Origin of the sequence: Humitalea rosea, assembly GCF_003253705.1 — a bacterium.
Taxonomy (GTDB): domain Bacteria; phylum Pseudomonadota; class Alphaproteobacteria; order Acetobacterales; family Acetobacteraceae; genus Humitalea; species Humitalea rosea.
The window spans coordinates 184,922-198,811 of sequence record NZ_QKYU01000003.1 but is presented as its reverse complement, the minus strand read 5'-3'; the positions used below and the strand labels follow the sequence as shown (position 1 = coordinate 198,811).

Here is a 13,890-nt window from a genome sequence, read left to right as displayed (position 1 = left end):
GTTCAGCCGCCGCCTATGACCATGCAGGCCCCGCCATGCGACTTGACCTTCTCGCACAGCGCCCGCGCGGCATCGCCATCCGGCATGCCGCTCGCGCGCAGCCGGTAGAGGGTGGACCGCCCCTCGCGCTCATAGGGCGCGATGACCGGGCGGCGCCCCTGGAATTCGGCGGGCATGGCGCGGCTCAGCCGCTCCCACTCGCCCCGTGCGGCGGCCTCGGAGTTCAGCGCGCCGAACTGCAGCAGGGTGCGGCCATTGGCTGGTTGTGCGGCGGCTGGCGCGGCCGGCTCGGCCCGTGCCGCCGCGGCGGGCTCGGTTCGGGCGGCCGGCTCGGTTCGGGTGGCCGGGACCGCGCGCGGCACCACCGGCGTCAGCGCGACCACCGGGCGGGGCGGGGCCGCCTGCTCGCGCAGCCCCGCGATATCCGGCGCCTCGGCCTGCTGGGTCAGCGCGGCGCGGCCCTGGGCCACCGTCTCCCGCCCGCGGGCGTCGCGGTTGAAGATCAGCTCGCCCTGGTTCGGCACCTGCATCCCGCCGGGATCGCTCGGGCGGATGCGGATGGGCCGCGGATCGGCCTCGACCACCGGGATGCCGCCTGGCGCGGCGTAACGGGCATAGCCCCAGACCGCCGCCCCCGCGGCGCTGACCACGACCAGCAGCCCCGTCGCGATGATCGCGAGGCGGCGCATGCCTCCCCCGCTCTCCTGCGAGGGGCGGATACGATAGGACGGCACTGGAATATCGCTCACGGCTGACCCCCCCTGCGCCCGCGATCAGCGCATTTCCTCGACCGGATCGACCCCCATCACGGCCAGGCCAGAACGGATCACCACCGCCGTGGCCGCCACCAGGGCCAGCCGAGCCCGAGTCGACTCCGGCTCCTCCTCGCGGATGAAGCGGAGCGTCGAATCGTCTCTGCCACGGTTCCAGCTTAGGTGAAAAGCGGCCGCCAAGTCATGGAGATAAAATGCGACTCTATGCGGCTCCCTTGCCAGCGCCGCCTGCTCGACGGTGCGCGGCCAGGCCGCCAGCTTGCGGATGAGGTCCAGTTCGGAGGGCTCGACCAGCAGTTCCAGCTTCGCCTCGGCAAGCTCCGCGGCCTCCGGCTCGCCCGCCGCGCGCAGCACGGACCGCGCCCTTGCATGGGCGTATTGCACGTAGAACACCGGGTTCTCGCGGGATTGCTCGACCACGGCGTTCAGGTCGAAATCCATCTGCGCGTCGGATTTGCGGGTCAGCATGGTGAAGCGCACCGCATCGCGCCCGACCTCCTCGATCAGGTCGCGCAAGGTGATGTAGCTCCCTGCCCGCTTGCTCATGCGGACCGGCTCGCCATCCTTCATCACGCGCACGATCTGGCAGAGCACCACATCGAGCTTCACCGCCCCATCCGACAGCGCCGCCACGGCCGCGGCCATGCGCTTGACGTAGCCGCCATGGTCCGCACCCCAGACATGCACCAGCTCCTGATGCCCGCGCTCGATCTTGTCGGCGTGGTTGGCGATGTCATTGGCGAAATAGGTGTTGCTGCCATCGGATTTGCGTAACGGACGGTCCACGTCGTCGCCGAATTGCGTCGCGCGGAACAGGGTCTGCTCGCGCGGCTCCCAATCCTCGGGGGTCTTGCCCTTGGGCGGCTCCAGCACGCCCTGGTAGATCAGCCCCTTGGCCGCGAGCAGGGTCATGGCGCGGGTGACGGTGCCGGCGGCGATCAGCGCGGCCTCGGAGATGAACACATCGTGTTCGACGCCGAGGGCGGCGAGATCGACCCGGATCTCCGTCATCATCGCCGCCACGGTGAAGTCGCGCACGATATCGAGCCAGAGCGCCGGATCGGCCGGCATCGCGCCCGGGGCCAGGGCATCGCCGTTCAACTCGGCCAGCGCCACGCCGACCGGGGAGAGGTATTCGCCGCGATATTGCAGCCCGCCGGGGACGAGGGCGGAGAACTCCTCCTCGGTGAGCGGCGTGCCGAGGGCTTCGAGGTAGCGCCAATAGGCGGCCCAGCCGAGCGCCTGCACCTGGGCGCCGGCGTCGTTGATGTAGTATTCGCGCGTCACGTCCCAGCCGCCCTTGGCCAGCAGCCGCGCCAGCGCGTCACCGACGACGGCGCCACGGCAATGGCCGACATGCATGGGCCCGGTCGGGTTGGCGGAGACATATTCCACATCGACCCGGCGCCGCTCGCCCAGGGTGCTGTCGCCATAGGCCTCGCCGGCGGCGAGGATGGCCGGGATCTGGCCGCGCCAGACCGCGTCGCGCAGATGGAAGTTGACGAAGCCGGGGCCGGCGGTGCCGGCCTGGGCGATCTCGGGCGCCTCGGCCAGGGCGGCGGCCAGGGCCTCGGCGAAGGCGCGCGGCGGCAGGCCGGCGGGCTTGGCGCAGACCAATGCGGCATTGGTCGCCATGTCGCCATGCGCGGGGTCGCGCGGGGGCTCGACCTGGATGCGGGCCAGGACATCGGCGGCAAGGCCGGGGTGCAGCGTGGCCACGGCGGCGACCACGCGCGCGCGGATCGTGGCGAAGATGTTGAGAGTCATGGGGAGCGTGTAGCGGAGTGGAAGGGCGGCGCGAAGATGGGCGATGCGCCACGGCATCGCCCCGGCGCGGGGGTCAGGCGGGCCGGGTCTACGCGACCCGTTCCAGGTAGGCGTTGATCTGGTGGCGTTCCTCGTAGCTCGAGCCCGGGCCGATCCGCCAGGACGCCCCCTGCGCCTTGGCGAATCCGGTTGCCGTGACCTCGAGTGCCACGAGGAATTTGCACGGGTTCAGCAGGGTCCATTGCAAGCCGCCGCCGCCCGGCGGGTACTGGTCGCGGGGACTCATGCCGGGGTCGTTGCGGATGCTGGGCAGGATCTTGATGATCCGGTTGGGCCCGGTGGCGGAGATGCTGCCGAGCGCCCGCTCCTTCATCTCGATGTAGGTGGCGATGCCATATTCGAGGCGCATCTGCTCGCTGACATGCCGGCGCAGCTCGTCCTCCGCCTTGGTCGCCGCGGGATTGCCGAGCCGGCCGCCGGACCGCAGTGTGATGCCGGCGAAGTCGAAATCCACGGCGGTGAGGGGCTGGATCAGCACAAGAAAGAGGTAGCCATTCCGGAGCCGGCCAGGCTGGAAGCCAAGCTCAGCCTCCAGATCGGCACCGCTGCGGGCGCCGATCCGTTGCAATTTCGTTACATTGCCCTTTTGCATGCTGGTATCGCCCGGCTGCACGGAGCGCTTCCTCATTCTGTCGCGGCTTGATCGTATTCAGCGAAAGCTTGAAGCACAATCGCAACGATAGCGCGGCGCTGGAGACCAAGCGCGGCGCGAAGATGGGAGGTTTTCCAACACCGCGACGGCGGCCGCCGCTAGAATGGGCGGACCAAGGGCGCCGCCACGTCCCAGCGGCAAGCCAGACGGTAAGATTGTAAGATGGTAAGGCAGTAAGGCGGCTACCGCCCAAACCGCGCCAGCCCCAGCACCAGCCCCCCCGCGACCAGCCCCCAGAAGGCGCCGCCGATCCCGAAGGCGGAGACGCCCGAGGCCGCGACCAAAAAGCAGATCAGCGCCGCCTCCCGCGCCTCGCGCCCATCCAGGCAGGCGTGCAGGCTGTTGCCCAGCGCGCCCAGCAGCGCCAGCCCCGCGACCGCCTGCACCAGCAGCGGCGGGGCGGCGGCGGCCAGACTCGCGGCCGGCCCCGCCAGCAGCCCGAAGGCGCAATAGGTCAGCCCGCCGACCACCCCCGCCCACCAGCGCCGGCGCGGATCGGGATGCGCATCGGGCCCCGCGCACATCGCCGCGGTGATGGCGGCGAGGTTGATGGCATGCGCGCCGAAGGGGGCGGCGAGCAGGCTCGCGATGCCGGTGCCGCGCAGCAGCGGCAGCGGGTCCGGCCGGTAGCCATTGGCCGCCAGCACCGCGAGGCCGGGCAGGTTCTGCGAGGCCATGGTGACGATGAACAGCGGCAGCCCGAGCCCCACCAGCACCCCGGGATCGAAGCGCGGCAGGATCAGCATCGGCCATTGCCAGGCCGCGGCCCCCGCCGCCGGAGGCGCGGTCGCGGCGATGGCGACGATCGCCGTCAGCACCGCCGCCGGCACCGCCCAGAGCCTGGCGAAGCGCGCGACCAGCACCCAGACCAGGATGATCGACAGCCCCGCCGCCGGGGTCGCCGCGACCGCGCGGACCGGGGCGAGGCAAAGGCTGAACAGCACCCCCGCCAGCATGGCATTGGCCAGCGGCGGCGGAATGGCCCCGATCGCGCGGCCGAGCGGCTTCCACAAGCCGGCCAGAACGATCAGCGCGCCGGAGAGCAGGAAGGCGCCGATGGCGGCACCGAAGCCCGCGGTGCTGCCGGTCGCGGCCAGCAAAGCGGCGCCGGGGGTGGACCAGGCGACGCTGATCGGCATCCGCAGCCGAAGGGAGAGGATGATGCCGGTCAGCCCCATGCCGAAGCACAGCGCCATAAGCCCCGAGGCCGCCTCGGCCGGGGAGGCACCCACGGCGGTCAGCCCGGCCAGCACCACGGCGAAGCTGGAGGCGAAGCCGACCAGTCCGCTGAGCAGCCCTGCGGCGGTCGCTTGCAGGGAGGGGCCGTTGCTCATCCCGGAACGTCGGGATCGGTCATGCGGCGGTGTTCCTCCAGCGCGAAACGATCGGTCATGCCGGCGATCCAGTCGCAGACGGCATGGGCGCATTGCGCCGAGCCGGGCTCGCCGGCGCGGGCCTGCCAGTCGGGCGGCAGCATCTGCGGCCCGCCATGCAGCAGGCTGAACAGCACCTGCACCACGCGCTTGGATTTCTGGGTGGTACGGTTGACCCGCCAATGGCGGTACATCCGCGCCCAGAGGAACTCACGCAGCCCCTGGTTCAGCGCCACCATGCCCTGGCTGAAGCCGACCACGGGGCGGGCGGCGGCGCGGATCTCGGCGACGCTGGCCGGGGCCAGGGCGCCGATGCGGCGGGTCGCCTCATCGACCACATCGACGATCATGCGGTTGATGACGCGGCGGATGGCCTCGGGCGCCTCGCGGTCGGGGGCCATGTCGGGCAGGCGGCGGCGGGCATCGGCCAAAGCCTCGCCGAACAGCGGCAGGGCGGCGGCTTCCTCCAAAGTGAAGAGCCCGGCGCGGAGGCCATCGTCCAGGTCGTGGTTGTTGTAGGCGATGTCGTCGGCGATGGCCGCGACCTGCGCCTCGGCCGAGGCATGGGTCGAGAGTTCCAGCGGATGCCGCGCCTCATAGGCGGCGATGAAGGGGGCGGGGCGGCGGAGCGGGCCATTGTGCTTGGCCAGCCCCTCCAGCGTCTCCCAGGTCAGGTTCAGCCCATCGAAGCCGCCATAACGGGTTTCGAGATGGGTGACCGCCTTGAGGCTCTGGGCGTTGTGGTCGAAGCCACCAAAAGGCTTCATGGCCCCGTTCAGCGCCTCCTCCCCGGCATGGCCGAAGGGCGGGTGGCCGAGGTCATGGGCGAGCGCCAGCGCCTCGGCCAGATCCTCGTCCAGCCGCAGGCGGCGGGCGATGGCGCGGGCGATCTGGGCGACCTCCAGGCTATGCGTCAGCCGGGTGCGGAAGGCGTCGCCCTCATGGAAGACGAAGACCTGGGTCTTGTACTGCAGGCGCCGGAAGGCGGTGCTGTGGATGATGCGGTCTCGATCGCGGGCATAGGGGCTGCGCGAGAGGTCGGCGGCCTCCGGGTGGAGGCGTCCGCGGCTCTGGTCGGGACGAACGGCCCATGGGGCGAGTTGGGCGAGGCCCGCGGAGGGTGGCATCGGGGCAAGGATGGCAGGGCTGCATGGAGTCGGGCAATCCAGGGGCGCGTGACGCTTTGAACTGCGGGCTGGCGCGCCCTATCTTAGTCGCAACAGGAGTCTGCCATGTCCGCCGTTGCCTTCAACGCCACCCCCCGCGCCCTGGCCGAGGTCGCCGCCATCGCCGCGCGGCAGGGCCGCCCCGGCGCCCGCCTGCGCGTGGCGGTCGAGGCCGGGGGCTGCTCCGGCTTCCAGTACAAATTCGACCTGGAGGAGGCCGCACCCGCCGAGGATGATCTGCTGATCGCCGACCGGGTGGTGGTGGATGCGGTCTCGCTGGACCTGCTGGCGGGGTCGGAGCTGGATTGGACCGATGAGTTGATCGGCGCGCATTTCGCGGTGAAGAACCCGCAGGCGGTCAGCGGCTGCGGCTGCGGCGCCTCCTTCTCGCTGGGCTGACGCGCGCCTCATATGCGTCTTGCCACCTTCAATGTGAATTCGGCGCGCCGACGCGTGCCGCATCTTCGCCGCTTCCTGGAACGCCACAGCCCCGATGTGGTGATGTTGCAGGAGCTCAAATGCCGCACCGAGGAATTCCCGGCACTGGAGTTCGCCGACCTCGGCTACCGCGCCCATGCCATCGGCCAGACGGGCGGGCGCAATGGTGTCGCCGTGGTCGCCCGCGTGCCCTTCGAGGTGATCGGCGAGCGGCTGCCCGGCGAGGCGGAGGATGCCCAGGCGCGCTGGATCGAGGTCGCGGCCCTCGGGATGCGGATCGGCGGGCTGTATCTGCCCAACGGCAATTCCGGCGGCGACGAGGGCTATGCCTACAAGCTGCGCTGGCTGGCGCGGTTGCGGGCGCTGGCGGCCGACCGGCTGGAGCTTGGCCTGCCGCTGGCGCTGCTCGGCGATTTCAACGTCTGCCCGACCGAGGCGGATCTGTATCCGGGCGCCCTGCCCGAGACCGATGCGCTGGTGCGGCCGGAGAGCCGGGCGGCGTTCCGGGCGCTGCTCTGGCTCGGGCTGACCGATGCGCTGCGGGTGCTGCATCCGCAGGACGCGCCCTGGACCTATTGGGATTACGGCGCGGCCTTCGACACCAACCGGGGCTTGCGCATCGACCATGCGCTGCTCTCGGCGGAGCTGGCCGAGCGGCTGGTTGCGGCGACGGTGGACACCGCGGCGCGGAGCGAGGAACAGCCCTCGGACCACGCCCCGGTGATGATCGAACTGCGGGATTAGCGCGGCGGCGCCTTACTGCATCGCCGTATAGACCGCCTCCCGCACCTCGCCGGCGACGACCCCGCCGTTCACCCCGGTCTGGGTCATCACCACGATGGCGAAGCGGCTGGTGGGATCGACCCAGAAGCCGGTGCCGTAGATGCCGCCCCAGGAATAGGTGCCGGCCGGCTGGCGGGTATTGGCCGCCGCCGGATCGGTCACCACCGCGAAGCCGAAGCCGAAATCATTGCCCGGCCCGCGCAGGTTGATCGGCAGCCCGCCGGTCTGCGGCGTGCGCATCATCGCCACCGTCTCGGCGCGGAGGATGCGGGCGCCGTCGAGTTCGCCATTGTTCAGCAGCATGCGGGCGAAGCGGGCGTAATCGCCGATCGTGGCCGTCGCCCCCGCGCCGCCCGATGGGTAGGCGGTGGTGCTGAAGGCGCGTTCGGGGTCGGCCGTCCAACTGCCGCCCGACAGCGGATAGGGCACCACCTGCGGGCTCGCCATCGCCTTCAGCCCCTGCCCTTGCACGGGATAGACCGCGGCCACCATGCGCGGCCGGGCGCCGGCGGGGACATGGAAGGCGAAGCTGTCGAGGTGCAGCGGCACCGCGACATGCTCGTGCAGATAGGCGTCGAGCGGCTGGCCGGTCACCTTCTGTACCACGGCGCCCAGCACATCGGTCGAGAGCCCGTAGCGCCAGCCGCTGCCCGGCTGCACCGCCAGCGGCGCCTGGGCGAGGCGGGCCATGTTGTCGTCCAGGCCACGATCGGCCGCGGCCAGACCGTCATCGACGCCGAGCCGGCGGTATTCCTCGATCACGCCGGGGATGTTGAGGAAGTTGTAGGAGATGCCCGAGGTGTGCCGCAGCAGGTCGCGGATGGTCGGCTCGCGCGCCGCGGGCACGGTGCCGCCGCCCGGCTGCACCACGCGCAGGTCGTGGAAGGCCGGCAGATGCCGGGAAATCGGATCGTCGAGGTTGAGCCGCCCTTGCTCCACCAGCTGCATCACCGCGACGGTGGTGAAGGGCTTGGTCATGGAGGCGAGGCGGTAGAGGTCGTTGGGGCCGATCGGCTCGGCCGCGGCCGGGTCGCGCCGGCCCGCGCTGCCCTGGTACAGCACCTCGCCATCCGCGCGCACCACAAGCGCCGCGATGGCGGAGACGCGCTGATCGGCCACCGCCTTTTCCAACAAGGCATTGAGCGTGGCGGAACTGGAGGCCTCAAGGCCAAGGCCCGCCTGCGACCAGAGCAGGACGGGGAGCAGCAAAATCGCAAAGAAATATCGACGGAGCATGGCCGGGATTCCCCCTGTTCATCATTGCCGTGAGGGAATGAGGTTAGCGCCGGCGCAATCGGCATGAAAGAGGTATCGTCAGATACCCGTTAACCCTGCCGCCGACCGGTGAACAGCACCGCCGCCAGCATCCCCAGCACCGCCAGCGAGGCCCCGGCGAGCTTGAGCCCCGTCAGCGGCTCGGCCAAAAACCAGGCCGAGGCGGTGAGCCCGGTCACCGGCACCATCACCGACAGGCTGGCCGCACGGGTGGCGCCCAGCAACTCCACCGCCTTGCCATAGAGGAACATCGCCCCCACCCCCATCAGCAGCCCCTGCCCGATCAACTGCGTGATGACGCCATTCACCGGCAGGCTGCCCGCGACCGGCAGCCGCACCACCAGCCAGATCGGCACCACCAGGATGGCCGAGAGCAGCGCGATGATCGCGGTGGAGGGGATCGCCGGGATCCGCCAGCGCCGCAGCATCAGGGTGAACATGCCCCAGGTCGCGCCCGCGCCGATCAGCAGCAGATCGCCGATCCAGGCGCCCTGCTGCGGCCCCACCAGCCCGTCCCAGCCGATCAGCACGACCCCCGCGGCCATGGCGCACAGGGCTGCGGCCCGCCCGCGCGTGGGCCATTCGCGCAGCATCGGGATTGCGAGCAAGGCGCCGGCGATCGGCACCGTCATGGGCGCGATGGTGCCGCCATGGCTCGCCGGCGCCCAGACCATGGCGGTGACGAAGAGCAGCAGGTTCGGCGCGCCACCGCAGAGGCAGAGCAGCAGCATCCGCCGCCAACCCAGCTCCACCAGCACCGCGCGGTAGCGCCAGGCCAGCGGCGCCAGCACCAAGGCCGAAGGGAGGTAGCGGAAGAACAGCAGGTCGAGCGGCACGAACCCCTGCCCGGCCGCGCCGCCGCCGACGGCGATGCGGGCCAGGACCCCATGCCCCCCCCAGATGATCGAGGAGACAAGGCCCAGGACAAGCCCGAGCAGGTTTGGGGGAAGCATGCGCCGAGCCTAGCCCGGCCCGGCGCCGCCTGCATCCCGCAGTTGCGAAATCACTCCGCGAAGATGACGTTCACATCGCTGCCCATGCGCTCATAGGCCACGCCGTAACAATGGATCGAAACCGCATCGCAGGTGCCGAGGTTGGCGATGCGATGGATCACATCCGGCCGTGCCTCGCCATGGCTGATGTCGCCGGGGCGGCGCAGCACCGAGAGGCGCGGCTCCGGCAAGGGCTCGGCGGGGGTGTAGAAGGTCTCCGTCAGCGCGCCGCGATGCACGCCGAGCGCGCACCATGTCTGATGCGCATGGACCGGCGACATCTGCCCGGGGCGCCAGACCAGGGCGACCACGGCGTAGCCGAGCGCCGTGTTCTCGGCCAGCAGATGGCGCACGTAGCGATCCTGCCGGCAGGGGCAGGCGAAGCCGTCCAGCAGGCCGGGGGTGGCGGCCTCCACGGCGATCGCCCGGGCCACGGCCTCGGCGCGCGTGGCCGGGGGCGCGCTGGCGGCCTCGGCGATGCCTTCGAGCAGGCGGGCCAGGGACGGGTTCAGGCTGGTGGTATCGAGGGGCATCACACGGCCATCGCGGCATGAGGGGCGGTCAGGGCGGCGAGCACCATGGCGCGGCTGGCCGCGACCTGCCCCTGCATGATGCTTTGGGCGAGGGCGCCGCGGCCAAGCGCCAGCGCCTCCACCAGGCTGTGGTGTTCGTGCTGCATCTCAAGGCTCCGATCACGGCCGCGCAGGCCAAGCACCAGCATCCGCGTGCTCTCATCGAGCAGGCGGCCGATCTGCCGTGCGAGCCGGCCGTTGCCGGCCAGTTCGGCGATGGCGACATGGAAGGCCTTGTTGGCATCGAGGAAGGCGAGCGCGCTTTCCTCATCCTCCGGCCGGTAGCCGCAGGCGCAGACCGCATCCAGGCGGCGCAGGGCGCTGGCATCGACGCGGCCGGCGGCGCGGCGGGCGGCCTCGCCTTCCAGCATCTCGCGCAGGTCGAAGACCTCATGGATGTCGCGGATGGTGACCAGGGAGACGACCCAGCCGCGGCGGGGCACGGCGCAGACCAGCCCTTCCTCGGCCAGACGCGCCAGCGCCGCCCGGATGGGGGCCTTGCCAAGGCCGAGGCGCTGGGCGGCCGCCCCTTCACTGAGGCTTTCGCCGGGGGCGAGGCGGGTCGTCAGGATCTCGCGCCGCAGATCGGCGACGGCCTGATCGGTCAGCGAGGCCGGCGGTTCGACGGGGGTCAGGAGCGACATGCGGCAGGACATATCTGTGACATGTCAGACAGCCTATCGTCGTCCAGCCGTCATCGCAACAAGAAACCGGCAGCTATCCTGGGAAATCCGGCTGTGCCGCGGGGCTGGCGCGCTGGAAGGCGCCAAGGGGCACGCAGCGTGCCTCGACGGCGGTGAGACGGGGATAGGGCACGAGGTCGCAGTTGAAGCGACGGGCATTGGCGAGTTGCGGCACGAGATGCAGATCGGCCCAGCCCGGCACGTCGCCGAAGCAGAAGGGCCAGGGTTCGGCGCGGGCGGCGAGGCTCGCCTCCAGCGCCTGGAGGGCGAGGTCCATCCAATGGCGATACCATGCGGCGACCTCCGCTTCCGCGGCGCCAAGGCGCGTCGTGAGATAGCGCCGTACCCGGTTGTTGTTGATCGGATGCAGATCGGCGGCGATCACCTGCCCGAAGGCCCGCGCCTGCGCCCGCAGCACCGGATCGCGCGGCAGCAGGGGCGGGGTGGGATGGGTCTCCTCCAGATATTCCAGGATGGCGGTGGATTGGGCGATGATCCGCCCCTCCACCGCCAAGGCCGGCAGCAGCCCCTGCGGGTTCAGCCGGGCGTAGTCCCCGGGGGCAAGGCTGCCCACCGGCACATAGGCATAGGCCAGGGATTTCAGGTTGAGCGCGATTCTCACCCGCTCCCCGGCCGAGTTCTGCCAGCGCGAGTAGAGCCGCAACCGGACGATGGGCTCCGGCTCCATCCTCCGTCTCAATCCACCGTGGCGCCGCTGCGCTGGATCACCGTGCGCCAGGAGGCGATGTCGCGCTCATGCACCGCGCGGAACTCCTCTGGCGTGCGGGCGGTGGGGGGCGAGATGCCCTGGCTCTGCACCAGCCAGCCCTGGAACTCCGGCGCGTCGAGGATCTTCAGGATCTCGGCATTGAGCCGCGCCACGATCGGCGCCGGCATGCCCGGGGGGCCGACGATCCCGTACCAGGTGGTGCTGGAAAAGCCCGGCAGGTCGCAGGCCTCGGCCACCGTGGGCACGTCGGGCAGGATCGACAGCCGGGTCGGGGTGGTGACGGCGAGGCCACGGGTCTTGCCCTGCTGCACCGCGCCGAGCGCCGGGCCGACCTGGTTGAAGAAGAAATCCACATCGCCCGAGAGCAGCGCCAACTGCGCCCCCGGCTGGCCGCGATAGGGCACATGGACCACATCGATGCCGGCCGCCTGGGCGAATTGCACGCCCGCGAGATGGGTCGAGGCACCATTGCCGGTGCTGGCATAGTTCAGCGCGCCGGGCCGCGCCCGGGCGGCGGCAAGCACATCGGCACAGCTGTTGAAGTTCGGCCGGTGGTCGATGCTGGTGGTCAGCAGGTTCGGCACATCGCCCAGCATCGCGATATGGCTGACGTCATTCAGCGGATCGAAGGGCAGGCGGCGGTAGAGCGTCGCATTGATGGCATGGGTCCCGGCCGTCGCCAGCAGGATCGTGTAGCCATCCGGCCGCGCCTTGGCGACGAAGTCGGAGCCGATGTTCCCCCCTGCCCCGGTCCGGTTGTCCACCACGACGGGGACGCCGAGGGCGCGGGACAACGGCTCGGCCAGCTTGCGCTGGTAGATGTCCACGCCCGAGCCATTGGGGAAGCCGGCCATCAGCGTGATGGGGCGGGAGGGCCAGGCCTCCTGCGCCAGGGCCGGCAGGGCCGGCAGGGCCGGCAGCACTATGGACAGGGCAAGAAGCGAGCGGCGCAACATCAAGTTAATCTCCGGACAGGTTTCGGGCTGTCAGGATGCACATGCCGGACCAAGCGGCTAGCCTTGCCACATGAGCGACTCCAACAGATCCCTCGCCCGCGGGGGAAAATCCATCTACGGCGCACCTTTGGGCATATTGATGCTCGAGGCGCGCTTCCCTCGCATTCCCGGCGACATGGGCAATGGCGAGACCTGGCCCTTCCCGGTGCTGTTCCGCGTGGTGCGCGGCGCCACGCCGGAGAAGGTCGTGCTGAAGGGCGCGCAAGGGCTGCTGCCGGATTTCATCGCCGCGGCGCGTGAGCTGGTCGATCTGGGGGCCGAGGGCATCACCACCAACTGCGGCTTCCTCTCGCTGTTCCAGGCGGAGCTGGCGGCGGCCGTGGGGGTGCCGGTCGCGACCTCCTCGCTGATGCAGGTGGCGATGGTCCAGGCGACGCTGCCGCCGGGCAAGCGGGTCGGCGTGGTCACCGTCTCCGGCGGGTCGCTGACGCCCGCGCATCTGTCGGCGGCGGGGGTGCCGCTGGATGTGCCGATGGCGGGCACGGAAGGCGGGCGCGAGTTCTTTCGCGTCCTGATCCAGGCCGCCAAGACCGATCTGGACGTCGCCCTGGCGCGACAGGACATCCTGGATGCCGGCGCCGATCTGATGCGCCGGCACCCGGAGGTTGGCGCGATCGTGCTGGAATGCACGAACATGCCCCCCTATGCGGCCGACCTTGCGGCGGCCACGGGCGTGCCGGTCTTCGATATCTATGCGCTGATCAGCTGGTTCCACGCCGGGCTGCGGCCCCGGCGCTGGGCGGCTATTTGAACAGGCTGAGCAGTTGCTGCGGCGACTGGTTGGCGATGCTGAGCGACTGCGTGCCGAGCTGCTGACGGATCTGCAAGGCCTGGAGCCGGGCGCTTTCCTTGGCCAGATCGGCATCCACCAGGCTGCCGATGCCGCCCTCCAGGCTGTCCATCTTCTCCTTGTTGAAGGAGATCTGGCTGTCCACGTAGCGCGAGGACGAGCCGAAGGTGTTCAGCGAGTCGTTCAGCGCATTCATCACCGTGGAGAAGTTGCCGCCGTCGTCGAGCGCCGCCCGGGCCGTGGCCGCATCGGGCGGGACGTCATCGACCACCAGGCCCGCGCCATCCACCATCCCGATGGTGTAGGTGGTGGCGAGTTCGTTGCGGACCGTCACCACATCCGCCGCCACCAGATTGGCTGGCACCGCGCCTGAGCTGACGACGAAGGCGGCGCCGGAGCTGTCGATCAACGCGCGGCCGTTGTAGCTGGCGTCGCGCAGCGTGCTCGACATCTCGTTCTGCAGGTCGGTGTATTGCTTGCCGTATTGGCTGCGCTGGTCGGTGTTGATGGTGTCGTCCGACAGCTTCACCAGAAGCGCCTTCATATCCGACATCTTCTCGCTGACCTTGGTGATGCCGGCGAGGGTGGTGTCCAGGATGCCCTTCACACCGCCCAACTGTTCATTCGCCGATTGCAGGCCGGCCACGTCGGCGCGCACCGATTGGGCCACGGCGAAGGCGGCGCCATCATCCTTGGCGTCCGAGACGCGATAGCCGGTGCTGATGCGCTTCTGGGTCATGGCAAGCGCGTCACCGGTACGGTTCAGCTGCTGCAGCGCGACCATTGCGCCGGTGTTCGTATTGACCGAGTTCGTCGCCAC

General features: G+C 70.4%; 15 protein-coding genes. 3 read left to right on the top strand and 12 right to left on the bottom strand.

Translation table 11 applies throughout. The features are described from left to right. Positions 1 to 2: 2 nt before the first annotated feature. The 5 genes from C8P66_RS04055 to C8P66_RS04035 form a co-directional block, all read right to left on the bottom strand. Entirely contained in the window at positions 3 to 749 is a 747-nt protein-coding gene (locus C8P66_RS04055) for an SPOR domain-containing protein (RefSeq protein ID WP_158537087.1), read from the bottom strand. Positions 750 to 773: 24 nt separating this feature from the next. Then, entirely contained in the window at positions 774 to 2,540 is a 1,767-nt protein-coding gene (gene argS / locus C8P66_RS04050) for an arginine--tRNA ligase (protein ID WP_111396864.1), read from the bottom strand. An 88-nt stretch (positions 2,541 to 2,628) separates the two neighbouring features. Then, positions 2,629 to 3,228: a hypothetical protein gene (locus C8P66_RS04045; RefSeq protein ID WP_111396863.1), complete on the bottom strand. Its 600-nt coding sequence runs from the start codon at positions 3,226 to 3,228 to the stop codon at positions 2,629 to 2,631. A 206-nt stretch (positions 3,229 to 3,434) separates the two neighbouring features. Further along, positions 3,435 to 4,586, bottom strand: a complete 1,152-nt coding sequence (locus tag C8P66_RS04040) for a benzoate/H(+) symporter BenE family transporter (RefSeq protein WP_111396862.1) — start codon at positions 4,584 to 4,586, stop codon at positions 3,435 to 3,437. Beyond that, positions 4,583 to 5,752: a deoxyguanosinetriphosphate triphosphohydrolase gene (locus tag C8P66_RS04035; RefSeq protein WP_111396861.1), complete on the bottom strand. Its 1,170-nt coding sequence runs from the start codon at positions 5,750 to 5,752 to the stop codon at positions 4,583 to 4,585. Before C8P66_RS04035 ends, C8P66_RS04040 begins: the two co-directional genes overlap by 4 nt. A 105-nt stretch (positions 5,753 to 5,857) precedes the next feature. Here C8P66_RS04035 and C8P66_RS04030 point away from each other — a divergent pair, with 105 nt between their 5' ends. Beyond that, positions 5,858 to 6,190: a HesB/IscA family protein gene (locus C8P66_RS04030; RefSeq protein ID WP_111396860.1), complete on the top strand. Its 333-nt coding sequence runs from the start codon at positions 5,858 to 5,860 to the stop codon at positions 6,188 to 6,190. A 12-nt stretch (positions 6,191 to 6,202) separates the two neighbouring features. After that, on the top strand, positions 6,203 to 6,973 hold the full coding sequence (xth, locus tag C8P66_RS04025; protein WP_111396859.1) for an exodeoxyribonuclease III: 771 nt from the start codon (positions 6,203 to 6,205) through the stop codon (positions 6,971 to 6,973). A 12-nt stretch (positions 6,974 to 6,985) separates the two neighbouring features. Here the strand turns inward: xth and C8P66_RS04020 are convergent, their stop codons facing one another. From C8P66_RS04020 to C8P66_RS03995, 6 genes are all read right to left on the bottom strand, one after another. Next, the gene (locus C8P66_RS04020; protein WP_158537086.1) at positions 6,986 to 8,221 is read right to left on the bottom strand and encodes a serine hydrolase domain-containing protein; all 1,236 of its coding nucleotides are present in this window, start codon (positions 8,219 to 8,221) and stop codon (positions 6,986 to 6,988) included. A 116-nt stretch (positions 8,222 to 8,337) separates the two neighbouring features. Beyond that, complete coding sequence (locus C8P66_RS04015; RefSeq protein WP_111396857.1) at positions 8,338 to 9,240, bottom strand: DMT family transporter; 903 nt, start codon at positions 9,238 to 9,240, stop codon at positions 8,338 to 8,340. 50 nt (positions 9,241 to 9,290) lie between these two features. Beyond that, the gene (locus C8P66_RS04010) at positions 9,291 to 9,812 is read right to left on the bottom strand and encodes a cysteine dioxygenase family protein (RefSeq protein WP_111396856.1); all 522 of its coding nucleotides are present in this window, start codon (positions 9,810 to 9,812) and stop codon (positions 9,291 to 9,293) included. Continuing rightward, positions 9,812 to 10,495 carry a GntR family transcriptional regulator gene (locus tag C8P66_RS04005; RefSeq protein WP_111396855.1) on the bottom strand — a complete coding sequence of 228 codons (684 nt, stop codon included), beginning with the start codon at positions 10,493 to 10,495 and terminating at the stop codon, positions 9,812 to 9,814. The genes C8P66_RS04010 and C8P66_RS04005 overlap by 1 nt, the downstream gene beginning before the upstream one ends. 73 nt (positions 10,496 to 10,568) lie before the next feature. Continuing rightward, positions 10,569 to 11,222 carry a maleylacetoacetate isomerase gene (gene maiA / locus C8P66_RS04000; RefSeq protein WP_111396854.1) on the bottom strand — a complete coding sequence of 218 codons (654 nt, stop codon included), beginning with the start codon at positions 11,220 to 11,222 and terminating at the stop codon, positions 10,569 to 10,571. 8 nt (positions 11,223 to 11,230) lie between these two features. Then, positions 11,231 to 12,187, bottom strand: coding sequence for a Bug family tripartite tricarboxylate transporter substrate binding protein (locus C8P66_RS03995; RefSeq protein ID WP_245903198.1), 957 nt, complete (start codon positions 12,185 to 12,187; stop codon positions 11,231 to 11,233). 103 nt (positions 12,188 to 12,290) lie between these two features. On the opposite strand from C8P66_RS03995, the gene C8P66_RS03990 reads away from it, so the two are divergent. Further along, positions 12,291 to 13,031 (top strand): aspartate/glutamate racemase family protein, encoded by a 741-nt coding sequence (locus tag C8P66_RS03990; RefSeq protein WP_111396852.1) that lies wholly within the window; start codon positions 12,291 to 12,293, stop codon positions 13,029 to 13,031. On the opposite strand, the gene C8P66_RS03985 is transcribed toward C8P66_RS03990, so the two are convergent. Beyond that, on the bottom strand, positions 13,024 to 13,890 hold the full coding sequence (locus tag C8P66_RS03985; RefSeq protein ID WP_111396851.1) for a flagellin N-terminal helical domain-containing protein: 867 nt from the start codon (positions 13,888 to 13,890) through the stop codon (positions 13,024 to 13,026). The genes C8P66_RS03990 and C8P66_RS03985 overlap by 8 nt on opposite strands.